Raw genomic sequence first — 24,269 nt, forward strand, 5'->3', positions numbered from 1 at the left:
GTTTCTTTTCGGACAGCTCTGAGAGCGCTCTCTTGACAAGGTCCGTGACCCTCCACCACGCTGTCGTGAGAGCGCTCTCTAAGTTCCGGAACCGCCTTCCACCACCCGTTTCGACGACCCGAGAGGTCAGGACAGCATGCTCACCTTCACGCGCCGCCGCCTGGCGGCGGTTGCAGTGGTCGCCGCCACCGCGCTGCTCGGCACCACCGCCTGCGGCGGCGGCGGCGATGCCGCCGCCGACGGGCCGATAACGCTCACCGTCGACGTCTTCGGCCAGTTCGGTTACGCCGGTCTCTACCAGGAGTACATGGCCAGCCACCCCGGCGTGAAGATCGTCGAGCGCGGCACCGGCGGCAACCTCGACGAGTACTCCCCGAAGCTCACCCAGTGGCTCGCCGCGGGCAAGGGCGCCGGCGACGTGGTCGCCATCGAGGAGGGCCTGCTCGTCGAGTACAAGGCCAACCCGCAGAACTTCGTCAACCTGCTCGACCACGGCGCGGCCGACCTGAAGGGCAACTTCCTCGACTGGAAGTGGAACCAGGGCCTCACCGCCGACGGCAAGCAGCTCATCGGCCTCGGCACTGACGTAGGCGGCATGGCGATGTGCTACCGCACCGACCTGTTCGCCAAGGCCGGCCTGCCCACCGACCGGGAGGCCGTGTCCAAGCTCTGGCCCACCTGGCAGGACTACATCAAGGTCGGCGAGCAGTTCACCGCGAAGAAGACCGGCGCGTCGTTCCTGGACGCCGCGACCAACACCTTCAACACCATCCTGCTCCAGACCGCCGGCAACAGCAGCGGCTACAGCTACTACGACACCAGCAACAACCTGGTCGTGGGCAGCAACCCCGCGGTGAAGCAGGCGTACGACACCACGATGGACATCATCGACTCGGGGCTGTCCGGCAAGTACGGCTCCTGGTCCGAGGAGTGGGTGTCGGCGTTCAAGCAGTCGAAGTTCGCCACCATCGCCTGCCCGGCCTGGATGACCGGCGTGATCGAGGGCAACGCGGGCGCGGGCGCCAAGGGCAAGTGGGACATCGCCCAGATCCCCGGCAACGGCGGCAACTGGGGCGGCTCGTTCCTCGCCGTGCCGAAGCAGAGCAAGCACCAGGCCGAGGCGATCGAGCTGGCCAAGTTCCTGACCAGCGCCAAGGGTCAGATCGGCGCGTTCAAGGCGAAGGGTCCCCTGCCCTCTTCGCCGCAGGCGCTGGAGGACCCGGCGATCATCGACTCGAAGAACGCCTACTTCTCCGAGGCGCCGGTCGGGAAGATCTTCGCCGAGGGCGCCAAGAGCCTGAAGCCGGTCTACATGGGACCGAAGAACCAGGCCGTACGCACCGAGGTCGAGAACGCCGTCCGCAGCGTCGAGCTGGGCAAGCGCTCCCCGGAACAGGGCTGGAGCGACGCGGTCGCCAACGCCGAGAAGGCCGCCGCCAAGTAACCCGAGCAGCGCGTGCGGGCGGCCACCCGGCCACGGGGGCCGCCCGCACGGCGGAAAGGAGTCCCGGGTCATGGCCGTCCAGCTCGACGCCCGCCCGCCGGTCGCACCGGCACCCCGCCCCACCCGTCCCGGCCTGGGCAACCGGCTCAGCCGACTCGACACGAAGTACTCGCCGTACCTGTTCATCGCCCCGTTCTTCCTGCTGTTCGGCGTCTTCGGGGCGTACCCGCTGGCGTACACGTTCTGGGTCTCGCTGCACGACTGGGACCTGCTCGGCGCCGAACACCCGTACATCGGCTTCGACAACTACACCCAGCTGCTCGCCGACTCGGACTTCTGGCACTCGGTGGTCAACACGCTGGGCATCTTCGTGATCTCCACGGTCCCGCAGCTGCTCGCCGCGCTCTGGCTGGCCAACCTGCTCAACCGGCAGTTGCGCGCCCGTACCACCTGGCGGATGGCGGTGCTGATCCCGAACGTCACCTCGACCGCCGCCGTGGCGATCGTGTTCGCAGTCCTGTTCGGCCGCGAGTTCGGCATGATCAACTGGGTGCTCGACCACGTCGGGATCAGCGCGATCGACTGGAAGGCGAACCGGTTCGCCGCCTGGGTCGCCATCTCCACGATGGTCGACTGGCGCTGGACCGGCTACAACGCGCTGATCTTCCTGGCCGCCATGCAGGCCATCCCCCGCGACCTGTACGAGTCGGCGGCGATCGACGGCGCCGGCCGGGCCCGCCAGTTCTGGTCCATCACGGTGCCGCTGCTCAAGCCCACGATCATCTTCGCGGTCATCATCTCCACCATCGGCGGCCTCCAGCTCTTCACCGAGCCGCGGATGTTCAACTCCGGCACCAACGCGATCCGCGGCGGACCGCTGCGGGAGTCGCAGACGGTGACCATGTACATGTTCGAGAACGCCTTCGCGCCGCACTACAACTTCGGCTACGGGTCGGCGGTCGCCTGGCTGCTGTTCGCGCTGATCGCCGTGGTCGCGGCGATAAACGTCCTGCTCCTGCGCCGGCTCGGCGGCGGCTCCCGCAAGGAGGTCTCCCGATGACCCGCCTCTGGTCGGCAAGCCGGCTCACCTACCTGGCGCTGACGCTCTCGGCCGTCCTGTCGATCTTCCCGATCTACTGGATGTTCGTGGTGGCCAGCCGCACCAGCGACACGATGGGCCAGGTGCCGCCGCCGCTCACCCCCGGCGGCAACCTCGGCGCCAACATCGCCCGGCTGTTCGACAACACCGACGCGTACTTCCTGACCGGCCTGATCAACTCGGCGATCGTGGCCACCACAGTCACGATCTCGGTGGTGTTCTTCTCCACGCTGGCCGGGTTCGCGTTCGCCAAGTTGCGCTTCCGGGGGCGCAACGCGCTGCTGCTGGTCATCGTCGCCACCATGATGGTCCCGACGCAGCTCGGCGTGATCCCGCTCTACCTGCTCATGACGAAGCTGAACTGGAACGACCGGCTGCCCGCCGTGATCGTGCCGGCGCTGGTCACCGGCTTCGGCGTGTTCATGATGCGCCAGTACGCGGGCCAGGCGGTCAGCACCGAACTGATCGAGGCGGCCCGGATGGACGGCTGCAACACCGCCCGGATCTACTGGAACGTGGTGCTGCCCGCGCTGCGCCCGGCCGCCGCCGTGCTCGGCCTGCTCACGTTCATGACCACCTGGAACGACTTCCTGTGGCCGTACGCGGTGCTGAACGACCCGGAGAACCCGACGGTGCAGCTGTCGCTGCGGGCCCTCTCCGACGGGTACTACCAGGACATGTCGCAGGTGTTCACCGGCACGGCCATCGCCACGCTGCCGCTGCTGCTGGTGTTCATCGTCTTCGGCCGCCAGATCATCGGCGGCATCATGGAAGGTGCGGTCAAGGCATGAGCAACGTCCGATTCCCGGAGGGCTTCGTCTGGGGCGGGGCCACCGCGGCGTACCAGATCGAGGGCGCCGCCCGCGAGGACGGTCGCGGTCCGTCGATCTGGGACACCTTCAGCCGTACGCCGGGCGCGGTGTTCGCCGGCCACACCGGCGACGTGGCCTGCGACCACTACCACCGGTACGCCGAGGACGTCGCGCTGATGGCCGAGCTGGGGCTGCGGGCGTACCGGTTCTCGGTGTCCTGGCCCCGGGTGCGGCCGGACGGCACCGGCCCGGTCGAGCCGCGCGGGCTCGACTTCTACGACCGGCTGACCGACGCGCTGCTGGACGCCGGCCTCGACCCGATCGTCACGCTCTACCACTGGGACCTGCCGCAGGCGCTGGAGGACCGGGGCGGCTGGACCGTCCGGGAGACCGCCGAGCACTTCGCCGAGTACGCGCTCGCCGTGCACGGCCGCCTCGGCGACCGGGTCCGCACCTGGACCACGCTCAACGAGCCGTGGTGCTCGGCCTACCTCGGGTACGGCTCCGGGGTGCACGCGCCGGGGCGGCGGAACGCCGGTGACGCGTTCCGGGCCGTACACCATCTGCTGCTCGGCCACGGCCTGGCGGCGCGGGCGCTGCGCGCGGCCGGCGTGGAGACGCTGGGGATCACGCTCAACCTGGCCGACGTGCAGCCGGCGGACGCCGCGAGCGCCGCGGACGCCGAGGCGGTACGGCTGGTCGACGGCCTGCACAACCGGATCTTCCTGGACCCGCTCACCGGCGGCGGCTACCCGGCGGACGTGCTGGCCCACGTCAGCCGGATCGTCGCGCCGGACTTCATCAGGGACGGGGACGAGAAGCTGATCGCCGCGCCGCTGGACCTGCTCGGCCTGAACTACTACGCGCCCACCTACGTGGCCGGGCGGGCGGGCGGCGCGGGCGGGGACGCGTACCCGGGCACCGCCGGGACCGTCGAGTTCCTGCCGCCGGCCGGGCCGCTCACCGACATGGGCTGGTCGATCGAGCCGGCCGGGCTGACCCGGCTGCTGGAACGGGTGGCCGCCGACCACCCCGGGCTGCCCCTGATGATCACCGAGAACGGCGGGGCGTTTCCGGACACCGACCTCGACGAGCAGGGCGGGGTGGCGGACACCGACCGGGTCGCCTACCTCGACGGGCACCTGCGCGCGGCGCACGAAGCCATCGCCCGCGGCGTGGACCTGCGCGGTTATCTCGTATGGTCGGTGCTGGACAACTTCGAATGGGCCGAGGGTTACCGGAAGCGATTCGGGATCGTCCACGTCGACTACCTGACCCAGCGGCGCACACCAAAGCACAGCGCCCGCTGGTACCAGGAGGTGATCGCCCGGAACGGGCTGTGACGAGGTGGTGGTTACGGGGATGACGACGGCACAGCGACCGACCCTGGAGGCGGTGGCCCGGCTGGCCGGCGTGTCCCGGGCCACCGTCTCCCGGGTGGTGAACGGCTCGACCACTGTGGCCGAGCCGATCCGGCAGGCGGTACGCCGGGCGGTCGAGGAACTCGGGTACGTCCCGAACCTCGCCGCCCGCAGCCTGGTCACCCAGCGGACCGACTCGGTGGCGCTGGTGCTGCCCGAGGCGGCCACCCGGGTCTTCTCCGACGACCAGGTGTTCCCGGGCATCATCAGGGGCGCGGCGCAGGAGCTGGAGGCGGCGGACAAGCAGCTCGTGCTGATGCTCGCCGGCTCACCGGCCGGACACGAACGGGTCGAGCGGTACACCACCGGGCGGCACGTCGACGGGGTGCTGTTCGCCTCGCTGCACGGCGAGGACCCGCTGCCCGGCCGGCTGGCCCGCCTCGGCATCCCGGTGGTGTGCAGCGGACGGCCGCTGGACGGCGCCGACGTGCCGTACGTGGACGTCGACCACGAAGGCGGCGTGAGCACGGCGGTCCAGCACCTGATCGCGAGCGGACGCCGTCGGATCGCCACCATCGCCGGGCCGCAGGACATGGTCGCCGGAATCGAGCGGCTGATCGGCTACCGCAGCGCGATCACCGAGGCCGGGCTGCCGGAGCTGGTCGCGTACGGCGACTTCACCCGGGAGTCGGGCACCGCCGCGATGCGGGAGCTGCTCGCCGCCGACCCGGAACTGGACGCCGTGTTCGCCGCCTCCGACCTGATGGCGCACGCCGCCCTGCGGACGCTGCGGGAGGCCGGGCGGCGGGTGCCCGAGGACGTGGCAGTGATCGGGTTCGACGACATCGAGACGGCCGCGTACACCGAACCGCCGCTGAGCACCGTGCGGCAGCCGATAGTGGAGCTGGGCCGGTCGATGACCCGGCAGTTGCTGCGCATCGCGGCGGGCGAGGACGTCGAGCAGGCGCTGGTGCTGCCCACCGAGCTGGTGCTGCGCGAGTCCGCGTAAGGAAGGGCCCCCTCTTAACGCCTCAGGTAGAGGAGGGGGCCCTTGTTAACAGCCCGCTCCGCGTTAACCGGTCGCGGGGCGGGTGGCGGCGGGTCTAGGGTCCGCCGGATGAGTGCAGCCGAGATCCGTCCCGCCCGTCCCGACGACGCGCCCGCCGTGGTGGCGTTACGCGCGCTCGTCTATCCGTATCTGGTGCGCGGCGTCGAGTCGACCCGCCGCATGATCGCCGAACCACCGCCCGGCGAGGACTGGGCGGCCTGGGTCGCCGAGGCGGACGGCGACGTCGTCGGCTGGGCGTCGGCGTACCGCAACACGCAGACCTCGACGCCCGGGGTGGGGGAGATCGCCATGCTTCACGTCCACCCGGACCACCGCCGCCAGGGCATCGGCACCGCCCTGTTCGACCACGCCTTCGGCCGCGTACGGGCGCTCGGGTCGACCCGGGTGCTCGCCCACGCCCGCACCGAGTCGCTGCCGTTCGCGCAGCGGCACGGCTTCACGCCCAGCCGGGAGCTGCGCTACTCCGCGCTCGACCTGCGCACCGCCCCGCCGATGCCGACGCCGCCGCCGGGCGTACGGCTGCTGCCGACCGCCGGGCTCGACCCGCGCCGGGTCCACCGGGTGGACGCCGAGTCGGCCCGGGACGAGCCGGGTGACGTGCCGACCGACACGCTCGACTACGACCTCTGGCACCACGAGTGCTGGGAGAACCTCGGGCTCGATCGGGAGGCAAGCACGGTTGCCGAGGTGGACGGCGAGCTGGTCGCGTTGAGCCTGGTGAAACGCGACGGCGACCGGATGTGGTCGGACTTCACCGGCACGCTGTCCGCGTACCGGGGCCGGGGGTTGGCCCGGTTGACCAAGCAGGCCGCGCTGCACGCCGCCGCGGCGCGCGGCGTACGGACCGCGTACACCTCGAACGACGAGGCGAACGCGCCGATGCTGGCGATCAACGCGGCCCTCGGCTATCGGCCGGTGGACAGCCAGTGGTCGTGCCGGCGCACGCTCAGCTGAGCCCGGCGGCCACCCGCACCGCAGTGGCGTACGTATCGGCGCCGAACAGCACCAGCCGCGCCTCGGTGACGTGCACCGGGGTGGCCGCGTGCAGCACGGTGAGCGCCTGCGCCACCGCGTCCTCGACCGGCCAGCCGTAGATCCCGGCGGAGATCAGCGGGAACGCCACCCGGGTCGCGCCCAGCCCGTCGGCGACGCGCAGGCTGTTGGCGTAGCAGTCGCGCAGCAGCGCCGAGCGGTCCTCGCCCGGCGAGAAGACCGGCCCGACCGTGTGCACCACCCAGCGCGCGGGCAGGTTGCCGGCGGTGGTGGCGACGGCCTGGCCGGTGGGCAGCCCGCGCCCGTACCGGGAGGCGCGCAGCGCCCGGCACTCCTCCAGGATCGCCGGGCCGCCGCGCCGGTGGATCGCGCCGTCCACGCCCCCGCCGCCGAGCAGCGACGAGTTGGCGGCGTTGACTATCGCGTCGACCTGCTGCGCGGTGATGTCCCCCTCGATCAGGACGGTGTCCATCTCAGCTCTCCTCGATCGGCTGGCCCAGCGACCGGCGGGCCAGCAGCGCGGCCCCGGCCACGGCGGCCGGCATGACCAGCACCGCGCCGAGCGGGATCAGGAAACACAGGAAGACCGCCACCCCGAAGCCGAGCGCCGTCGGCCGGTCGGCCCGCAGCCGCGCCCGCCGGTCCGGCAGCCGCATCCCGCGCCGGTAGAACGGCGCGCCGACCAGCTCCAGCGCCAGGAACCAGCCACCCACCAGGGCACCGACCACCGGGACCACCGTCTGTCCCACCACCGGGATGAAACCGGCGGCGAACAGGGGTACGCCGATCAGCGCGGACAGCGCCACCAGGCGCAACGAGTCGGCGAGGCTGCGTCGCAGCGAGGACCAGAACGGCACGTCCACGGCGCCGGGGGTGCCGCCGAGCCGGTCCTCGACCCGCTCCGAGATCGCCTCGTAGAACGGGTCGCCGATGACGAGCGTGACGGCGGTGAACGTGAGCACCCCGACCAGCCCGGCGACCCCGACCACCGCCAGCCCGGCGGCGACCCGCAGCAGATTGCGCCAGGGCGACGACCAGTCGTCGGCGAACGGGGTGAGCCAGCCCGCCAGGTCGCCGACGAAGTAGAGCAGCGTGGCGAACAACGCCACGTAGAGCGCGCCGGTGATCAGCGCCGGGATCACGCCGAGCAGCATCAGCTTCGGGCTGCGGACGTACATGCCGAAGCCGCGCAGCAGCAGCCCGGCGCCGCCGAGGAAGCGGGTGGCCGCGCCGGTGACCGGCGCGATCGTACGGGAGGCGTTCACGACGGCACAGCCTAATCTGCCGGTGCACCACAATGGGCCGGTGCGTGCGTCCCGGCTGATCTCGCTTGTGCTGCTGCTCCAGTCGCGGGAGACGATGACCGCTGCCGAGCTGGCCCGCGAGCTGGAGGTGTCCGAGCGGACCGTCTACCGGGACGTGCTGGCGCTCTCCGCCGCCGGTGTCCCGGTGTACGCGGACCGGGGCCGGGCCGGCGGCTACCGGCTGCTGGGCGGCTACCGGACCCGGCTGACCGGGTTGAGCCGGGACGAGGCCGAGGCGCTGTTCCTGGCCGGGCTGCCCGGACCGGCAGGGGACATGGGACTGGCCGACTCGGTGGCCGCCGCCGAGCTGAAGGTGCTCGCCGCGCTGCCGCCGAGCCTGCGGGACGCGCCCGCGCGTACCGGGCAGCGGTTCCACCTGGACGTCCCCGGCTGGTTCCGGGAGACCGCGCCCCCGCCCGCCCTCGCCGAGCTGGCCCGGGCCGTCTGGCGGGACCTGATGGTGGAGCTGCGCTACCGGCGCGGGGACCGCGAGGTGACCCGCACGCTGGCGCCGTACGGGCTGGTGCTGAAGAACGGGGTCTGGTACCTGGTCGGCCGGGTCGGTGACGCCTGGCGGACGTACCGGGTGGACCGGGTGGTGGCGGTCGACGTGGGTGCCGACGGCTTCGACCGGGACGAGGACTTCGACCTCGGGGCGTACTGGCGGGAACAGGCCGGCGCGTTCCTGCGCGAGCTGTTACGCGAGCGGGTCACCGTGCGGCTCGGCCCGGCCGGGTTGCGGGCGCTTCGGCACCTGGTGGACGCGCCGTTCGTCTACACCGAGGCGGTCGACGCGGCCGGTCCGCCGGACGATCAGGGCCGGCTGGTGCTGCGGCTGCCTGTCGAGTCGGTGGACGTGGCGTACACCCAGTTGCTGGCGCTCGGCCCGGAGGTGGAGGTGCTGGCGCCGCCGCGGCTGCGGGCGCGCTTCGCCGAGGCGGCCCGCCGCGCGGCGGCGCTCTACACCGATCCGCCGGCCGACGGTCAGCGGTAGCCGTCCGGGTCGGCCGGCTTACCAGGCTTGACCACCTCCTCGTAGTAGCGGGCCCAGTGCGGGCGGCTGCCGTCGACGTCGGTGAAGCCGTACACCTGGGCCAGACCGCCGCTGTCCAGCGACTTGCCGTTCCAGCGGGCCCGGTCCGGGTCGGCGGCCAGGGCCGCGACCGCGCGCCCGACGAACGCCGGCGTCTCCGACATGACGAAGTGGGGCTCGGTCTTCGCGCCGTCACGCCAGTTCGCCTCGGTGACGCCGTAGTGTTCGAGCATCGCCTCCGAGCGCAGCCAGCCCGGCGTGAGCGCGACGGCGGTGCAGCCGTGCGGGGCCAGCTCGTGCGCCTGGCTGAAGCCGAGCCGGTTCACCGACACCTTCGCCAGGTCGTAGAAGACCGACAGGCGGTACTCGCTGTCGTTGTGCTCCTTGGTGCCGTCGCCGACCTCGACGACCAGGCCGCCCGGGTTGCGGATCAGCAGCGGCAGCGCGAAGTGGCTGGTGATGATGTGCGTGTCGACAGCCAGCCGCAGCGTACGGAAACCGGCGTCGAGCGGCTGCTCCCAGACCGGCTTCTCCCAGGTGATCAGCGGGTCGGCGCCCCAGACGTCGTTCACCAGCACGTCGAGGCGGCCCTGCTCGGCGTCGATCCGCTCGACCAGGGCGCGTACCTGCTCGGGGTCGAGGTGGTCGACAGCGACGGCGATTCCGGTGCCCCCGGCGGCGGTGACCAGCTCGGCGGTCTCCTCGATGGTCTCCGGCCGGTCCATCTCGGAGCGGCGCTCGCGGGTGGTGCGGCCGGTGGCGTAGACGGTGGCGCCGGCGGCGCCGAGCTGCACGGCGATCTGCCGGCCGGCGCCCCGGGTCGCGCCCGCGACGAGCGCGACAGTTCCGGTCAGTGGTGAGTTCATGGGATCACCGTGTCAGCGATACCTGACAACGGAAGTCCGGTTTCCCGAACGAACCGGATGGGCGATCATCACCGGTATGCACCTGCTGCTGTCCGGGATCGTCGGCTCGGTCGCGTACGGGCTGGCCGGACCCGGCTCGGACACCGACCGGCTCGGCGTGTTCGCCGCGCCCACAGTCGCGTTCCACGGCCTGCGCCCGCCCCGCGAGTCGGTGGTCACCACCGACCCGGACGTCACGCTGCACGAGGCCCGCAAGTACGCGCTGCTGGCGCTGAGCGGCAACCCCACCGCCACCGAGCTGATGTGGCTGCCCGACGACTGCTACGAGACCCGTACCGGGTTCGGTGAGGAGCTGATCGCGATCCGGTCGGCGTTCCTCAGCGCGCCGCGCGTCCGTGACGCCTACCTCGGGTACGCCGCGCAGCAGTTCCGCAAACTCGCCGGCCGGCCCGCCGACGCCGGTGGGCGGCTGCGCTCGGCGAAGCACGCCCGGCACCTGGCCCGGCTGCTGCACCAGGGCCGGGTGCTGTACGCGACAGGCGTACTGGAGATCCGCCTCGCCGACCCGGAGTGGTTCCGCGCGTTCGGCGAACGGGTTTCCGGCGGCGCGCTGGAAGAGGCGCAGGCACTGGTGGCGGACGCCGAGGCGGAGTTCGACCGGATCCGCTCACCGCTGCCGGAGCGCCCGGACGAGGAGACGGTGGAACGCTGGCTGCTCGCCGTCCGGGCGGCGTACCTGCCGCGCTGAGCGGGTCAGTCCGCCAGGCGTACGCGTACCCGGCGGTTGGCCCGCCCCTTGCTCTCCACCTTGACCACCTGGACCTTGCCGATCTGGGCGGTGGAGGCGACGTGCGTGCCGCCGTCGGCCTGCACGTCCAGCCCGACGATGTCGACGATCCGCACCTCCTGCTCCTCCGGCGGGATCAGGTTCGACTGGGTACGGATGATGTCCGGCAGCGCGAGCGCCTCGGCGCGCGGCAGCACCCGCACCGCCACCGACCGATCGGCGGCCACCTCGGCGTTCACCAGTTCCTCGATGCGGGCCTTGAAGTCCGGCGGCACCTCGGGCAGGTTGAAGTCCATCCTCGCCTCGCCGGGCTCCATGTTGCCGCCGGTGACGAGCGCGCCGAAGTCACGGAACACCACGCCACAGAGCACGTGCAGGCCGGAGTGGGTACGCATCAGCATGGTCCGGCGGGCGTCCTCCACCGCGCCGACCACCTCGGTGCCGACCGGCGGCACCGGGTCGCCCTCGGCCGGGATCAGCCACAGGTCGTCGCCCTTGCGGGTGCCGACGATCCGGGTCTGTACGCCCTGCCAGAGCAGCACCCCGTGATCCGGCGGCTGCCCGCCCCCGCCCGGGTAGAACGCGGACCGGTCCAGCACGATGCCCTGCTCGGGATCGGCCGCCAGCACCCGGCAGGTCCACTCGCGCAGGGTCGGGTCGGCGAGGTCGAGCCGGTGCGTACGGCCGTGGTGTGTGACGCCCATGGACGGCGACGTTACCCGTTCAGGAACTCCGAGACGCGCCCCCGCAGGTCGGCGCGTTCGGTCCAGAGCACGCCGGGCCTGTCGTACACGTGCAGTGTGGCGTTCGGGAGCGCGGCGGCGAGCCGTTCGGCGACGGCGACCGGGTGCAGGTCGTCGTCGGCGGCGGCGATGACCAGCGCCGGCGCGGTGACCGCGGCGAGCGACCCGGCGTCGTCGAGCGGGGCCTGGGCGGGCAGGTCGGCCAGCCCCGGCGCGAGCCCGTCGCGCAACAACTGGTCGAGCCGCTGCCGCAGGTAGGCCCAGCCGGCCGGGGTGTTGCGCACCGACGGCGGCAACTCCAGCGACACCACGTCGGCCAGCGCCGAGGCGTCGCCCTCGGCCACCGCGTCGAGCAGGCCGGTGAGCCGGGCGCGGGCCACCTCGCCGCGCGGTGTGTCCAGCACGGCGGGCAGGAAGAAGACGAGTCTCTCGAAGCGTTCCGGGCTCTCCGCGAGCAGCCGGCAGAGCGCGCCCGCGCCGAGGCTCGCGCCGAACGCCCGGGTCGCGCCGCTCAGGTCCGCCATCGCGCGCAGGTCACGGGCGAGGTCCAGGTAGGTCCACGGGCCGGGCGGGGAGTCGGAGCGGCCGTGCCCGCGGAACTGGAAGAAGACGCGCCGCCCGGCGACGCCGCTGCCGAACGGGCGGGTGGTGGCGATGCCACTGCCCAGCCCGTGCGCGAACACGGTGACTGGGTCACCGGTGCCGGTGACCAGCCGTTCCAGGCTCACCCCGTGCGGGGTGGCGACCAGCTCCGTCTCCGGCTCGGGCAGCGCGGGACGCCCGGTTCGGGGCGCGCCGGGGCCGGGCCCCCAGGTGCGGGGACCGCCGTCCGGCGGCGGAGGCCAGCGGAAACCTCTCACCAGGACCCTCGGCCGTCGTGCAGGTCCCGCAGGCCGGGCCGCACGTCGAGCAGGTAGATCAGACCGGCGGCGATGCCGATCAGTCCGAACAGGCTGATCGGGCCGAAGCCGAGCAGGGTCAGCAGCAGGCAGACCGCCAGGATGGCGACCCAGCCGCCCTTGGGCAGCGTGCCGAGCGCGGCGAAACCGTCGCCGCGCTGGGTGACCGCGTGCACCAGCGCCACTCCCTGTACGACCAGGGCGAAGACGAGCAGGATCAGCTGGATCACGTCTTGGACTGCGAACGCGAAGATCGGCGCGGCGATGGCCATGGGGGCAAGCTTATGCCGAGACCCCGGAAACGTCCGACAAGACGTTGTCCGGGGTCCGGTGGGGCATCAGGTCACTCGGCGGCCGGGCGGGTCCGCTTCGTGGCCTTCGGCAGCTTCGCCGACGGGGTGGCCGGCTTGGTGGCCTTGGTGGCGGTCGTCTTGGCGACGGCCTTGGTGGCGGTCGCCTTGGTGGCGCGGGTGCGCTTCACCGCGGCCGGCTTGGCGGCCACCGCCTCGGCCACCTCGGCCGGGCTGGGCACATCGGTCGTCGCGGCGGCGGTGTCCGGCTTCGCGGCCACCTCGGTCTTCGTCGCGACCGCGACCTTCGGGGTGACCTCGGCCTTCGGGGCCACGTCGGTGCCGGTGGCCTCGGTGGCCTGGATGTCGGCGTTCACCGTGTCGGCGGCCTCCAGCACGCCGGCGCCGACGACACGCTCACCACGGGCGACCAGTTCGGCGTACGCGGCCAGCGCGCGCTCCTGCGCGGCGTGCGCGCCGGCCACCACGACGGCGGCGTTGCGGGTGGCGGCCTCGCGGAGCTTGTCCAGGTTGGCGGCCTCGCGCAGCTTCTCCAGGTTCGCCGCCTCGCGCAGCTTCTCCAGGTTGGCGGCCTCGCGGAGCTGGTCGAGGTCGGTGGCGACGGCGCGCTCGCGCAGCCCGGTCGCGGTCTGGTTGGCGGTCTTCAGCGTCTCGGTGGCCTTCTGGCGCAGCTCGAAACCGGTGACGACGGCCTTGCCGCCGAGGTCGGTCACGACCCGGGTGCCGAGGCCGCTGACCACGGTGGGCAGCTTGCGCAGCTGCTCCAGGGCCAGCTCACCGGCGCCGGCGGCGGCGTAGAGGGGTGCGGGGATGCGGTTGGTCTTCGGCTGGGTGGTCATGACTGCTCCTCTTCGGCCGCACCGGCGGCCTTCCGGGCCGCCCGGCGGGCGGCCGCTTGCTCAGGGGCGGCGGTGGTCGGGGCGGGCGCGGTGGTCGGGGCGGGCGCGGTGGTCGGGGCGGGCGCGGCACCCGCTTCGGTGACGGCTACCGATTCGAGGACCGCCTCGGTCGGCGTGCCCTCCGGCGTGACCGGACCGGTAGCGGCCGCCGCCACTGTCGCCGGGGCCTCCGGCGCGGTGGCCGGCTCGGTCGCGGCGGCCTTCTCGGCCGTCTCCGCCGCCCCGGCGGCCTCGGTCGCCTCGGCCAGGCGGGCGTTCTCGCGCCGGAACGTCTCGTAGATCTGGGTGAGCGACTGCTTCTGGGCCATGGTCAGCTCGGGGTCGACGGCGATCGCCGCGAGCACGCCCTGCCCCTCCTTGTCGTCCAGCAGCCCGGCCCGCAGGTACATCGCCGGGGTGGAGACGCGCAGCGCGCTCGCGAGCTGCTGGAGCACCTCGGCGCTCGGCTTGCGCAGCCCTCGCTCGATCTGGCTCAGGTAGGGATTGCTGACACCCGCCTGCTCGGCGAGCTGGCGCAGTGAGATCTTCGCGTTGCGCCGCAGGTCGCGAATGAACCCGCCGACATCGGGAAGGTCCTTGCTGGTGGCCATGACTCAACGCTAGCTCGGTCCGCTAACTGCTGCAAGCAAAACGCTAGCCAGAGTTAGCAGGGTCACCGATGGCGGGTTGCGGAGCCCATGTCCGTTCCGTACGGTTCTCCCCCGTGACCAAGATCGATATCAACGGTGCCCAGCTCGCGTACGACGAGAGCGGCACCGGCACCGCCGTGGTGCTGCTGCACGCCGGCATCGCCGACCGGCGGATGTGGCGCGGGCAGATCCCGGCACTCGCCCAGCGGCATCGGGTGATCGCGCTGGACCTGCGCGGCTACGGCGAGTCGGAATTGCCGCCCGCGCCGTTCGCCCACCACGACGACGTGATCGGGCTGCTCGACGCGCTGGGCATCGAGCAGGCCGCGTTCGTCGGCTGCTCGTTCGGCGGCCGGGTCGCGGTGGACACCGCGCTCGCCCACCCGCAGCGGGTCTCGGCGCTGGCGCTCTTCGGCGCGCCCGTCTCCGGCAACGAGTGGTCCGAGGAGACCGAGCAGCTCTGGGAGGACCTGGTCGGCGACGTGGACCCGGAGGACTTCGCCGCCACCGCCGCCGGGGAGGTGCGGTTCTGGGTGGTCGGCCCGACCCGCCGCCCGGAGGACGTCGACCCGGAGCTGATCCGGTTCGCCGAGGAGATGGACCGCCGGGCGCTCGCCGCCGAGCAGGCGCTGAGCGCGGTCGACGTCGACGAGCTGGACCCGCCGGCGATCGACCGGCTGGGCGAGCTGCGCGTACCGGTGCTGGTCGGCACGGGCGCCGACGACCTGGCCGACATCCGCCGCCTGGCCGACCGCATCGCCGACGAGGCCCCCCGGGGCATACGCATGCCGGACGTCCACAACGCGGCCCACCTGCTCCCCCTGGAGCGCCCCACCGAAACCAACACCGCCCTCCTCCCCTTCCTCCCCTGACCGCCCCCTCCCTCCCTTCGCCGCGTTGATCTTGCACTTGTGGCCCTCGGTGCGCCTGGAATGCGCGTTTCGCCTGGGCAGCAAGTGCAAGATCGACGGGGATGGAGGGCGGGGTGGGGCTACCAGAGGGGGCGGGTTGCGCCTACGGGGAGGCCGCCGCCCAGCACGGGGGTCTCGGCGTACTCGGTGAGGATCGGCTCGTCGACGCCCAGCCGGGACAGCGCCGAGACGAGGACCGGCATGCGGGCCCTGGCCGCGCCGTCGTCGATCTTCAGCGCGACCGCGCCGACCCCCGGGACCGCCGCCGCGATCACACCCTCCGCGCCGATCTTGGCGAGCAGACCGGGTACGCCGCGCATCAGCCGCGTGTCCTCGGCCTGGGTACCGCCGACCAGCTCCGGGTACGTGCGCATCGCGTCCGCCACAGTCCGCTCGACGGTGCCCGGCTCGGCGTCGACCAGCCGCAGGAACGCCCGCGCCAGCCCGGTGAGCGAAACGGCGAGCACCGGCGCGCCGCAGCCGTCCACCCCGACCGCCGCCGCCCGCTCCCCGGTGAACTCCTCGATCGTGGCGGTCAGGCGCTGCTGGAGCGGGTGCTCGGGCCGCCAGTAGCCGTCCAGCGGCCAGCCGGCGGCCAGGCAGGTGCGCAGCATGCCGGCGTGCTTGCCGGAGCAGTTCATCAGCACCCGGGCGGGACCGCCGCCGGCCCGCAGCACCGCCTCCCGGGCGGCTTCGCCGACCGGCAGGTCCGGCGGGCAGTGCAGCGCGTCCCCGGTGAGGCCGCCGCCGCGCAGCAACGCGGTGACCCGCTCGATGTGGAACTCCTCACCGGCGTGGCTGGCCGAGACGAGCGCCAGGTCGGCCGGGTCGGTGAGCGGCAGCCCGGCCCGCAGCATCCCGATCGCCTGCATCGGCTTGTTGGACGAGCGGGGGAAGATCGGCGAGGTCACGTCTCCGGCCCCGGCGACAGGCGCTCCGGCGGCGTCGAGCACCACCACGGAACCCCGGTGGAAGCCCTCCACGAAACCGGACCGGACCACCTCGGCGAGCGGCGCGCCGCCCTCGTACGTCTTTCCCACGTAATGGACCGTACCGATGGGGCGGGCCCGGCCGACGGCGGGGTGACCTGCGGCGTCGCCCGGGGCCGTACAGGGCCGGCGGCCGGTACGCCGCTTACCCGCCGGTGGCCGGAAGACCGAGCAGCGTACGGGCCTCGGCGGTGGTCAGCGGAGGCCGCTGGGCGAGCTGGGCGAAGCCGACCGCCCGCGCGACGAGCTGCATGTTGGACTCCACCGGGCGCCCCTTGGCGTACGTGACCGTGTCCTCCATGCCGACCCGCAGGTGGCCGCCGGTCGACAGCGACGCCAGCATCACCGGGATGGTGCTGCGCCCGATGCCGGTGGCCGCGAACGTGGTGCCCTCGGGCAGGTCACGCAGCATCTGCTGGGCCGCCACCAGGGTCGCCGTGGTGCCGGGCATGCCACCCGGCACCCCCATCACGAAGTCGACGTGCACGTGCCCGCCGTGCGGCAGGCCGTACTTGCCGAGCAGCCGCTGCAGGGCGGTGAGGTGGCCCAGGTCGAAGATCTCGTACTCGGGGACGACGCCGCGTTCCTGCATCCGGGTGTGCAGGTCGACGATGAACTCCCACCGGTTGAGGAACACGTCGTCGCCGAAGTTGACGGTGCCCATGGTGCAGGAGGCCATGTCCGGCGCGGCGTCGAGCACCGCCAGCCGGGCGGACTCCGGGTCGGTCACCGCACCCCCGGAGGAGAGCTGCACGATCAGGTCGGTGCTCTCCCGCAGCGCCGCCACGGTGTCGCGCAGCCGCCCCTGGTCGAGCGTGGGCCGCGCCTCGTCGTCGCGGATGTGGACGTGGATCACGGCGGCGCCGAGCGCCTCGCACTCCTTGGCGGTCAGCAGCAGCTCGTCGAGCGTCACCGGCAGCGCCGGCACCTCAGCCTTCGCCGACTCCGCGCCGGTGGGGGCAACCGTGATCAACGTCCCTGTCGTCATGCCCCGGATCCTAGACCGGTGCCCAACGTCGGGTCGACCGGAGGATTTCCGGTGCGGGCGGCGTTAAGAAGGGACCCTTCCTCTACCGGAGGCGTTAATAGGGGGCCCTTCCTTACACGTCGATGGCGGCGGCGCTCTCGCCCACGAGCAGGCGGGCATCGTCGGGCGTGTTGCGCTTCAGCACGGCGAGCGCCACCTGACCCAGCTCGAAGTGCTGCACGGCGGTGCCCACGAAGCCGACCGTCCGGCCGTCGAGCGTCACCGGCGTACCGGCCACCGGCGGCTGGTCGCTCGCCACGCCGTCCAGATGCAGCAGGACCAGCCGGCGGGGCGGCTTGCCCAGGTTGTGCACCCGGGCCACCGTCTCCTGGCCCCGGTAGCAACCCTTGTCCAGGTGCACGGCCGGGGCGATCAGGTCCACCTCGGCCGGGATCGTCCGGTGGTCGGTGTCCACCCCGGCCCGTACCTGCTTGGCGGCGACCCGGACGGCCTCGTACGCCCACAGCCCGGCGACCGGCACCCCGGCGCCGCGCAGTTCGGCGACCACCCCGTCCACGGCGGCGCGGGGCACGAGCAGGTCGACGCCGAGCGCCACCCGGCGGGCCCAGCCGCCGACCGGTAGCGGCTTGACGTCGTACACCACGGAGGGCCGCGCGGGCAGCTCGCCGGAACGGAACTTCGGACCCGGCACCGCCGCTACGTCGGGAGCCGCCAGCCCGGTCACGCCGAGCGTGTCGAGCGCGCCGGGCGCCTCCGGCCCGACCAGCGACAGCAGCGCGAACTCGGCGGTGGCGTCGCGCGGGTCGACCTTGCTGAAGAACCGCATCTTCTCCAGGTACGACAGCAGGCCGCCGGTCATGCCCGGCTCGGTGTCCAGCCAGGTGGTCTCGCCGTCGTCGGCGACCATCGCGTGCTGCTCGACGTGCCCGTGCGGGGAGAGCACCAGCAGCTCGGTGCCCTGCCAGGGGGCCAGCGCGGCCAGGTGCTGGCTGGTGAGCGTGTGCAGCCAGCTGATCCGTTCCTCGCCGGGCACCGCGACCACGCCCCGGTGCGACCGGTCGACCAGGGCCACGCCGGTGGCCAGGAGCCGCTGCTCACGCATCGGGTCGCCGTAGTGCGCGGCCACCGGCGCGACACCGGCCGCCCGGTGGGCCGGCTCGGGCTGGTCCCTGGTCTGGTCGTCGATGCTGTCGGTGGTCACCGCTCCGGCGATGTCGATCATGCGTGTTCCCCGTTCAGTGTGCAGCGGCCGCAGACTCCGAAGAGCGCGACGTGCCCGATGTCGACCTGGAATCCGCGCTGGTCGGCCAGCTGGTCGGCGAGCGGGCGGAGCATCTCGGGTGAGATCTCGTCGATCGCCCCGCACTCCCGGCACACCAGGTGCACGTGCTGGTGCTCGCCGGCCGCGTGGTAGGTGGGCGCGCCGTGCGAGAGGTGCGTGTGCGTGACCAGGCCGAGCCGCTCCAGCAGTTCCAGGGTGCGGTAGATGGTGGTGATGTTGACGCCGGCCGCCACCTCGCGGACCGCCGTGTGTACCTGCTCCGGGGTGGCGTGCCCGAGGTCGAGGACGGCCTGGAGCACCAGCTGCCGCTGCGCCGTCAGCCGCAGCCCGCGCGCGCGGAGCATTTCCGCGAGGGAGGATTCGGACACCCTTCGATCATAGTTCGGCCGCCGCGCCGGTCCGTCCGCCGCCGGGGTACGCCACTACGCTGCGCCCGTGGAGGCGACGCGGGTGGCGGTGCTCGGCCGGGGGCTCGTACCGGCCGGTGAGCCGGTGGTGCGCGGCGACGACCGGGGTGTGCTGCACGGCGACGGCCTGTTCGAGACGCTGCACCTGCGCGACGGGGTCCCCTGGCTGCTGGAGCCGCACCTGGCCCGGCTGCGGGCGGGCGCGGCGGCGATCGACCTGCCGCTGCCCCCGGACGACGCGCTCGTCGAGCTGCTGGACGCGGTCCGCGCCGGCTGGCCGCCCGAGACCGAGGGCGCGTTGCGGCTGGTGTGCACGCGAGGGCCGGAGGGCGGCGGGCGGGCCACGGTGTACGCCACGCTGGGCGAGGTGCCCGCCGCCGCCCGGCTGGCTCGGCGTACCGGGGTGACGGTGGCCACGCTGCCGCTCGGGGTGGCCGCCCGGTCCCGCCCCGAGCTGGGGTGGCTGCCGAACGGCGTGAAGTCCACCTCGTACGCGCTCAGCACCGCCGCCCGGCGCTGGGCGCAGCGGACGGGCGTGGACGACGTGCTCTGGGTCTCGACCGACGGCTACGTGCTGGAGGGACCCACCGCGAACGTGGTGTGGCTGCGCGGCGGGACGCTCTGCACGGTGCCGGCGGCGCAGACCGGAATCCTGCCCGGCGTGACCGCCCACCACCTGCTGAGCCGCGCCGGAGAGCTGGGCCTGACCCCGGCCGAGCACCTGCCCACAGTGCCCGACCTGCACGCCGCCGAGGCGATCTGGCTGACCAGCTCCCTACGCGGCCCCACGGAGGTCACAACCCTGAACGGAACCCCCCGCCCGAGTTCCCCCCTGACCCCCCGCATCCAGGCCCTCCTGAACTTCCCCCGACCCCCCCCCGTTGATCATGAAGTTGGCGGTGACAAATCGGGCAGCCGACGCCGTCAACTTCATGATCGACCGGGGAAGCGGGACGGGTCAGCCGGCCACCCGGGTGAGGCGGGCGGAGAGGTGCGGGCTCAAGGGCTGACCCACGGCGGCCATCTCCTGCGCGTACAGCAGAGCGCCCTCGACGATGCCGAACAGCCGGGCGCCGGCGGTGACCTCCTTCGCCGTCGCGGTACGCACGACCGCGTCGGTGGCGAACTCGATCTGGGTGCCCTTGCGCTTGCCGATGTGCAGCTCCATCACGCCGGTGGGCGTGGTCATCAACGCCTCCAGCTCGTCGGTGACCCGCTCACCGTCGAGCACCGGACGCCACCAGCCCACCTCGCGGCCGGCCGGCCGGACCGGACGGCTCTGCTCGTCCAGGATCCAGGCCCGCGACTCGTAGAACAGGAACGGCCGGCCGTCGTGGCTGATCCGGATCTCCTGCGCGTAGTCGAAGTCCTCGATCGTCGGGAACCCACCCCGGCCCCGGCCGCGCCACACCCCGATGTACGGCAGCAGGCCGTCCAGGCTCGGGTGCAGCTTCGGGCCGACGCGCAGGTCGTGGCTCTCCTCGTACGGGTACTCCTCGACCGGCGGCGCGTTCAACCACGGCGGCTGAAGCGGATTCTCACTCACAGATTCACCACTTACCTCTAGCTATGCGGACCGCGAGATAGGCCAGGCCACCGGCGAGCGCGCCCAGGCCGGCGACCAGCAGGCTGACGAACCCGATCTCGGTAACCATCCGGACCATCCTATGCTGGGTGGCATGGCGCGCTCTCTCGTCGTCAAGGCCACCGCCGGCGCGGACTCCCCGGAACGCTGCGCCCAGGCGTTCACAGTCGCCGCCACCGCCGCCGCGGCCGGGGTGGACGTCTCGCTCTGGCTCACCGGCGAATCGACCTGGTTCGCGCTCCCCGGCCGGGCCGAGTCGTTCGAGCTGCCGCATTCCGCGCCACTGGGCGAGCTGCTGCACGTCGTCCTGGCCACCGGCCGGGTGACCGCCTGCACCCAGTGCGCGGCCCGGCGGGACATCGGCACCGGCGACGTCATCCCCGGCGTGCGCATCGCGGGCGCAGCCGTGTTCGTCGAGGAAGCGATGACCGAGGGCGCACAGGCGCTGGTCTACTGACAACCGGCCCGGGTTGTCCATTCTGCCCAGTGCGCCGATCCTGACCCGGCATGTCCGGATGCTGCCTACCATGCGAATGTGAGTCAGGCCATCCAGGAGTTCTTCGCGTCGCTGCCGGCGCGTGCCGCAGCCGTTCTGAACAGCCCGATCGGCGGGACACTCCAGATCGACCTGGCCGACGGCAACCGCACCGAGCACTGGTACGTGACGCTGGCCCCCGGCACGGCACAGGTGAGCCGGGAGGAGCTACGGCCGGCGGACGGCGTGCTGACGCTGTCCACCGAGCTGTTCGAGAAGCTCGTCACCGGCCGGGCGGCCGGCATGGCGGCGGTGCTGCGCAACGAGGCCACGTTCAGCGGCCACGTCGTGCTGTTCCTGGCGTTCCGCCGATTCCTGCCGCAACGGCCCGACGTGCGGGACCCCCGGGACGCCGCCCGCGAGCACGTCCGGCGGCTGGTGTGAAGGACCGGGTCAGCATCCTCGACGGCAACACGTTCCTGGTCAGCGACGATCGCGGCAACATCGAACCGTCGTACGACTTCCCCACCGGGCTGTTCTCCTTCGACACCCGGTTCCTGTCCACCTGGTTCCTCACCATCGACGGGCAACGTCTGCACGCGCTCTCGATCGACGACTCGCTGTCGTACAAGACGCGGTTCTTCCTGGTCCCCGGCGAGCCGACGCACTACCTGGACGCCAACGTCTCGGTGATCCGCAGCCGCGCCATCGGCGGCAGCCTCGACGAGGAACTGACCGTGCTCAACCACTCCGAACAGGAACAGGAGTTCCACCTCCGGCTGGACATCGGCTCCGACTTCGCCGACCTCCTGGAGATCAAGAACCGGCGCGACAAGAAGGGACTCACCACGCCGACGGTGGAACCGAACGGCCTGCGGCTCACCTACCGCCGGGAGGCGTTCCGCCGCGAGACGCTGGTGACCAGCAGCGCGCCGGTCGAGGTCGACGCGGACGGGATGACCTTCCGGGTCCGGATCAGCCCGCACGGCGAGTGGACCACCCGGCTGCACGTCAGCACCATCATCTACGGCGCGCGTGGTGAGGACATCCGGGCCATCCTGCCGCTGGGCGGCCAGCGCACGGCAGCCGAGATCGAGGCCGAGCAGAGCGCCCTGATCAGCCGTGCGCCGAAGCTGGGCTGCGACTGCGAGCCGCTGGCCAGCGCGTACCGGCGCAGCCTCAACGACCTGGCCGCGCTCCGGTACGAGTCGATCACGCTCGGCGTCCGGCTGCTCGCGGCCGGCCTGCCCTGGTTCATGACGCTGTTCGGCCGCGACAGCATCTTCACCTCGCTCCAGGTGCTGCCGTTCCTCCCCGACCTGGTCAAACCGACGATCATCATGCTGGCCGGTCTTCAGGGCAGCCGGGTCGACGACTTCCGCGACGAGGAGCCGGGCAAGATCCTGCACGAGCTGCGCTACGGCGAGAGCGCCGGATTCGAGGAACAGCCGCACTCGCCGTACTACGGCGCGGCCGACACGACGGCGCTGTTCGTGATCCTGCTCGACGAGTACGAGCGGTGGACCGGGGACGCCGATCTGGTACGCAAGCTGGAGTACGAGACCCGGGCGGCGCTGACCTGGCTCGACACGTACGGGGACCTGCTCGGCACCGGCTACGTCTGGTACATGTCCCGCAACCCGGAGACGGGGCTGCCGAACCAGTGCTGGAAGGACTCACCGGAAGCCATCTCCTACGCCGACGGCCGGATGCCGGAGTTCCCCCGGGCCACCTGCGAGCTGCAGGGGTACGCGTACGACGCGAAGATGCGCGGCGCCCGCCTGGCCCGCACCTACTGGCAGGATCCGGCGTACGCGGACCGGCTGGAGCAGGAGGCGGCGGCGCTGAAGGAACGGTTCAACCGCGACTTCTGGATCGCCGACCGGGAGTACTACGCGCTGGCGCTCGATCCGCGCGGGCGGCAGGTGGACGCGCTCTCCTCGAACATCGGCCACCTGCTGTGGAGCGGCATCGTGGACGAGTCCCGGGCCCCCGCGGTCGCCGCCCATCTGCTCGGCCCGCGCCTGTTCTCCGGCTGGGGGGTACGCACGCTCGCCGACGACCAGGGCCGGTACAACCCGGTCGGATACCACGTCGGCACGGTGTGGCCGTTCGACAACTCGATCATCGCCTGGGGTCTGTGGCGGTACGGCTTCCGGCAGGAGGCCGGCCGGATCTGCGACGCGCTGCTCAGCGCGTCGCACTTCTTCGACGGGCGGCTGCCCGAGGTGTTCGCCGGCTACGAACGTGGCCTCACCGACTACCCGGTGGAGTACCCCACCGCGTGCAGCCCGCAGGCGTGGTCCGCCGGTACGCCTCTGCTGCTGCTACGGGTGATCCTGGGACTGGAGCCGCAGGGCGAGCACCTGATCATCGACCCGGCCGTACCGCCGGGGATGGGCCGGGTGGAACTGCTCGACATCCCGGGCCGCTGGGGCCGGGTGGACGCGCTGGGCCGCAGCCGGGAACCGCACGAGGAACCGGCACCGCCGCCGCTCGGGCTGCCCGGCCGGTGAGTCAGGCCGGGCAGGGCGTGGTCACCGCCACGCGCACCCGCTCGTCGGCCCGCTCGGCCAGCACGGCCGGCTCGCCGGGGCGCGCGTACCGGTCGGCGGAGTCCACCACCGGCGCGACGCCACCGCCGAACGCGGCGGCGAGCGGCTGATCCGCCGGCGCGGCGGCCTCACCCCGGGCGGTGCGGGCCGCGCCCCCACCGGGGCAGGGCGCGGTCAGGACCTGGACCGCGCCGGTCGCGCCGCCCCACCGGCCCAGCGCCGACGCCAGCGCGGCGGCTTCGGCAGCGGCGTCGGCGGTCGGCGCGCGGTAGCCGGAACCCAGCGGCCGGCAGCCGGTCGCGGCGGTCAGAAGGATCCGGCCCGGGCCGTCGGCCCGGCCCTCGACCGCGACGAAGTCGCCCGCGTCGGCGCGCAGCAGCGGCTCGCCGTCGAACGTCGACACGCCCGCCCGCCACGCCTGCGGCAGCCGGTCGGCGACGCGTCGCAGCACTTCGCGTACGTCGTCGCCGCCGATCGCCACCTCGACGCCGCGCTCGAGCGTCGCGCCGGAGTCCATCGGCGTGATCCGGCAGCCGCGTTCCAGGCGGTCCGGTACGAGCGCGGGTACGCCGTCGGCGCCGACCGCGCCGGTCAGCTCGCCGATCGCCCGGTCCACCACCGGACCGGCCTGGTCCAGTGAGCGCTGCTCCTTGACCGTCGGCGGGTCGGTCCGCACCGACCACCAGGTCAGCCCGGCCAGCAGCACGGCCCACGCCATGGTGGCGGCCGTCAGCCAGCGCAGCCGACGCCGGCCGGCACCCGGCTGATCTCCAGGGTTGGGCGGGGCGTAGCCCGTCTCGACGGCAGTCACCCGGCAATGGTGTCACG

The 24,269-nt window shown here is 72.8% G+C and carries 27 protein-coding genes and 1 pseudogene; 13 read left to right on the top strand and 15 right to left on the bottom strand.

Annotated elements, in window-relative coordinates:
• Positions 1-136: 136 nt before the first annotated feature.
• The 6 genes from DQE82_RS20405 to DQE82_RS20430 all read left to right on the top strand — a co-directional run bounded on the left by DQE82_RS20405 (position 137) and on the right by DQE82_RS20430 (position 6,739).
• Positions 137-1,444, top strand: a complete 1,308-nt coding sequence (locus DQE82_RS20405) for an ABC transporter substrate-binding protein (RefSeq protein WP_113973512.1) — start codon at positions 137-139, stop codon at positions 1,442-1,444.
• Between the two features lie 70 nt (positions 1,445-1,514).
• The gene (locus DQE82_RS20410; RefSeq protein ID WP_064446692.1) at positions 1,515-2,504 is read left to right on the top strand and encodes a carbohydrate ABC transporter permease; all 990 of its coding nucleotides are present in this window, start codon (positions 1,515-1,517) and stop codon (positions 2,502-2,504) included.
• Positions 2,501-3,334 carry a carbohydrate ABC transporter permease gene (locus DQE82_RS20415; protein WP_030504579.1) on the top strand — a complete coding sequence of 278 codons (834 nt, stop codon included), beginning with the start codon at positions 2,501-2,503 and terminating at the stop codon, positions 3,332-3,334. Before DQE82_RS20410 ends, DQE82_RS20415 begins: the two co-directional genes overlap by 4 nt.
• Positions 3,331-4,698, top strand: a complete 1,368-nt coding sequence (locus DQE82_RS20420) for a GH1 family beta-glucosidase (protein WP_113973513.1) — start codon at positions 3,331-3,333, stop codon at positions 4,696-4,698. Before DQE82_RS20415 ends, DQE82_RS20420 begins: the two co-directional genes overlap by 4 nt.
• Before the next feature lie 19 nt (positions 4,699-4,717).
• Positions 4,718-5,725 carry a LacI family DNA-binding transcriptional regulator gene (locus DQE82_RS20425; protein WP_113973514.1) on the top strand — a complete coding sequence of 336 codons (1,008 nt, stop codon included), beginning with the start codon at positions 4,718-4,720 and terminating at the stop codon, positions 5,723-5,725.
• A gap of 108 nt (positions 5,726-5,833) precedes the next feature.
• On the top strand, positions 5,834-6,739 hold the full coding sequence (locus tag DQE82_RS20430) for a GNAT family N-acetyltransferase (RefSeq protein ID WP_113973515.1): 906 nt from the start codon (positions 5,834-5,836) through the stop codon (positions 6,737-6,739).
• On the opposite strand, the gene DQE82_RS20435 is transcribed toward DQE82_RS20430, so the two are convergent.
• Together DQE82_RS20435 and DQE82_RS20440 are read right to left on the bottom strand one after the other, a co-directional pair.
• A complete protein-coding gene (locus tag DQE82_RS20435; RefSeq protein ID WP_113973516.1) occupies positions 6,732-7,250 on the bottom strand; it encodes an O-acetyl-ADP-ribose deacetylase in 519 nt (172 codons plus the stop codon). The genes DQE82_RS20430 and DQE82_RS20435 overlap by 8 nt on opposite strands.
• A 1-nt stretch (position 7,251) precedes the next feature.
• On the bottom strand, positions 7,252-8,043 hold the full coding sequence (locus DQE82_RS20440) for an EI24 domain-containing protein (protein ID WP_043328041.1): 792 nt from the start codon (positions 8,041-8,043) through the stop codon (positions 7,252-7,254).
• 40 nt (positions 8,044-8,083) lie between these two features.
• Here DQE82_RS20440 and DQE82_RS20445 point away from each other — a divergent pair, with 40 nt between their 5' ends.
• Entirely contained in the window at positions 8,084-9,076 is a 993-nt protein-coding gene (locus DQE82_RS20445; RefSeq protein ID WP_113973517.1) for a YafY family protein, read from the top strand.
• On the opposite strand, the gene DQE82_RS20450 is transcribed toward DQE82_RS20445, so the two are convergent.
• Positions 9,067-9,981: an SDR family oxidoreductase gene (locus tag DQE82_RS20450; protein WP_064446698.1), complete on the bottom strand. Its 915-nt coding sequence runs from the start codon at positions 9,979-9,981 to the stop codon at positions 9,067-9,069. The genes DQE82_RS20445 and DQE82_RS20450 overlap by 10 nt on opposite strands.
• A gap of 76 nt (positions 9,982-10,057) precedes the next feature.
• Between DQE82_RS20450 and DQE82_RS20455 the strand changes: the two genes are divergently transcribed.
• Positions 10,058-10,729 (top strand): DNA polymerase beta superfamily protein, encoded by a 672-nt coding sequence (locus tag DQE82_RS20455; RefSeq protein WP_113973518.1) that lies wholly within the window; start codon positions 10,058-10,060, stop codon positions 10,727-10,729.
• Between the two features lie 5 nt (positions 10,730-10,734).
• Here DQE82_RS20455 and DQE82_RS20460 read toward each other — a convergent pair whose 3' ends face one another.
• From DQE82_RS20460 to DQE82_RS20480, 5 genes are all read right to left on the bottom strand, one after another.
• Complete coding sequence (locus DQE82_RS20460) at positions 10,735-11,472, bottom strand: alanyl-tRNA editing protein (RefSeq protein ID WP_064446700.1); 738 nt, start codon at positions 11,470-11,472, stop codon at positions 10,735-10,737.
• 11 nt (positions 11,473-11,483) lie between these two features.
• Positions 11,484-12,371, bottom strand: coding sequence for an alpha/beta fold hydrolase (locus tag DQE82_RS20465; RefSeq protein WP_043328034.1), 888 nt, complete (start codon positions 12,369-12,371; stop codon positions 11,484-11,486).
• On the bottom strand, positions 12,368-12,682 hold the full coding sequence (locus tag DQE82_RS20470; protein ID WP_013288803.1) for a DUF2516 family protein: 315 nt from the start codon (positions 12,680-12,682) through the stop codon (positions 12,368-12,370). Before DQE82_RS20470 ends, DQE82_RS20465 begins: the two co-directional genes overlap by 4 nt.
• A 71-nt stretch (positions 12,683-12,753) precedes the next feature.
• A complete protein-coding gene (locus DQE82_RS20475; RefSeq protein ID WP_113973519.1) occupies positions 12,754-13,560 on the bottom strand; it encodes a hypothetical protein in 807 nt (268 codons plus the stop codon).
• The gene (locus tag DQE82_RS20480; RefSeq protein ID WP_113973520.1) at positions 13,557-14,210 is read right to left on the bottom strand and encodes a helix-turn-helix domain-containing protein; all 654 of its coding nucleotides are present in this window, start codon (positions 14,208-14,210) and stop codon (positions 13,557-13,559) included. The genes DQE82_RS20475 and DQE82_RS20480 overlap by 4 nt, the downstream gene beginning before the upstream one ends.
• Before the next feature lie 113 nt (positions 14,211-14,323).
• Here DQE82_RS20480 and DQE82_RS20485 point away from each other — a divergent pair, with 113 nt between their 5' ends.
• Entirely contained in the window at positions 14,324-15,121 is a 798-nt protein-coding gene (locus DQE82_RS20485) for an alpha/beta fold hydrolase (protein ID WP_233514727.1), read from the top strand.
• Positions 15,122-15,240: 119 nt separating this feature from the next.
• On the opposite strand, the gene DQE82_RS20490 is transcribed toward DQE82_RS20485, so the two are convergent.
• The 4 genes from DQE82_RS20490 to DQE82_RS20505 form a co-directional block, all read right to left on the bottom strand.
• Complete coding sequence (locus tag DQE82_RS20490; RefSeq protein ID WP_233514728.1) at positions 15,241-16,200, bottom strand: asparaginase; 960 nt, start codon at positions 16,198-16,200, stop codon at positions 15,241-15,243.
• A gap of 94 nt (positions 16,201-16,294) precedes the next feature.
• Positions 16,295-17,137 carry a 3-keto-5-aminohexanoate cleavage protein gene (locus DQE82_RS20495; protein ID WP_113973523.1) on the bottom strand — a complete coding sequence of 281 codons (843 nt, stop codon included), beginning with the start codon at positions 17,135-17,137 and terminating at the stop codon, positions 16,295-16,297.
• A 112-nt stretch (positions 17,138-17,249) separates the two neighbouring features.
• Positions 17,250-18,359, bottom strand: coding sequence for a folate-binding protein YgfZ (locus DQE82_RS20500; protein WP_113973524.1), 1,110 nt, complete (start codon positions 18,357-18,359; stop codon positions 17,250-17,252).
• Entirely contained in the window at positions 18,356-18,763 is a 408-nt protein-coding gene (locus DQE82_RS20505) for a Fur family transcriptional regulator (protein WP_082930986.1), read from the bottom strand. Before DQE82_RS20505 ends, DQE82_RS20500 begins: the two co-directional genes overlap by 4 nt.
• A 91-nt stretch (positions 18,764-18,854) precedes the next feature.
• Between DQE82_RS20505 and DQE82_RS20510 the strand changes: the two are divergent.
• Positions 18,855-19,724: pseudogene (locus tag DQE82_RS20510) on the top strand (aminotransferase class IV); the annotation flags it as partial.
• A gap of 60 nt (positions 19,725-19,784) precedes the next feature.
• Here the strand turns inward: DQE82_RS20510 and DQE82_RS20515 are convergent.
• Positions 19,785-20,372, bottom strand: coding sequence for an FABP family protein (locus DQE82_RS20515; protein ID WP_030504451.1), 588 nt, complete (start codon positions 20,370-20,372; stop codon positions 19,785-19,787).
• A gap of 4 nt (positions 20,373-20,376) precedes the next feature.
• On the bottom strand, positions 20,377-20,481 hold the full coding sequence (gene mtfM / locus DQE82_RS31385; protein WP_043330899.1) for a small membrane protein MtfM: 105 nt from the start codon (positions 20,479-20,481) through the stop codon (positions 20,377-20,379).
• A 12-nt stretch (positions 20,482-20,493) separates the two neighbouring features.
• Between mtfM and DQE82_RS20520 the strand changes: the two genes are divergently transcribed.
• From DQE82_RS20520 to DQE82_RS20530, 3 genes are all read left to right on the top strand, one after another.
• The gene (locus DQE82_RS20520; protein ID WP_043328020.1) at positions 20,494-20,868 is read left to right on the top strand and encodes a DsrE family protein; all 375 of its coding nucleotides are present in this window, start codon (positions 20,494-20,496) and stop codon (positions 20,866-20,868) included.
• 78 nt (positions 20,869-20,946) lie between these two features.
• Positions 20,947-21,330 carry an SCP2 sterol-binding domain-containing protein gene (locus tag DQE82_RS20525; RefSeq protein WP_043328019.1) on the top strand — a complete coding sequence of 128 codons (384 nt, stop codon included), beginning with the start codon at positions 20,947-20,949 and terminating at the stop codon, positions 21,328-21,330.
• On the top strand, positions 21,327-23,402 hold the full coding sequence (locus DQE82_RS20530) for a glycogen debranching N-terminal domain-containing protein (RefSeq protein WP_043328017.1): 2,076 nt from the start codon (positions 21,327-21,329) through the stop codon (positions 23,400-23,402). The genes DQE82_RS20525 and DQE82_RS20530 overlap by 4 nt, the downstream gene beginning before the upstream one ends.
• A 1-nt stretch (position 23,403) precedes the next feature.
• Here the strand turns inward: DQE82_RS20530 and DQE82_RS20535 are convergent, their stop codons facing one another.
• Positions 23,404-24,252, bottom strand: a complete 849-nt coding sequence (locus DQE82_RS20535) for a hypothetical protein (RefSeq protein WP_113973525.1) — start codon at positions 24,250-24,252, stop codon at positions 23,404-23,406.
• Positions 24,253-24,269 lie beyond the last annotated feature (17 nt).

Origin of the sequence: Micromonospora sp. LHW51205, from assembly GCF_003315815.1 — a bacterium.
Lineage (GTDB): Bacteria > Actinomycetota > Actinomycetes > Mycobacteriales > Micromonosporaceae > Micromonospora > Micromonospora chalcea.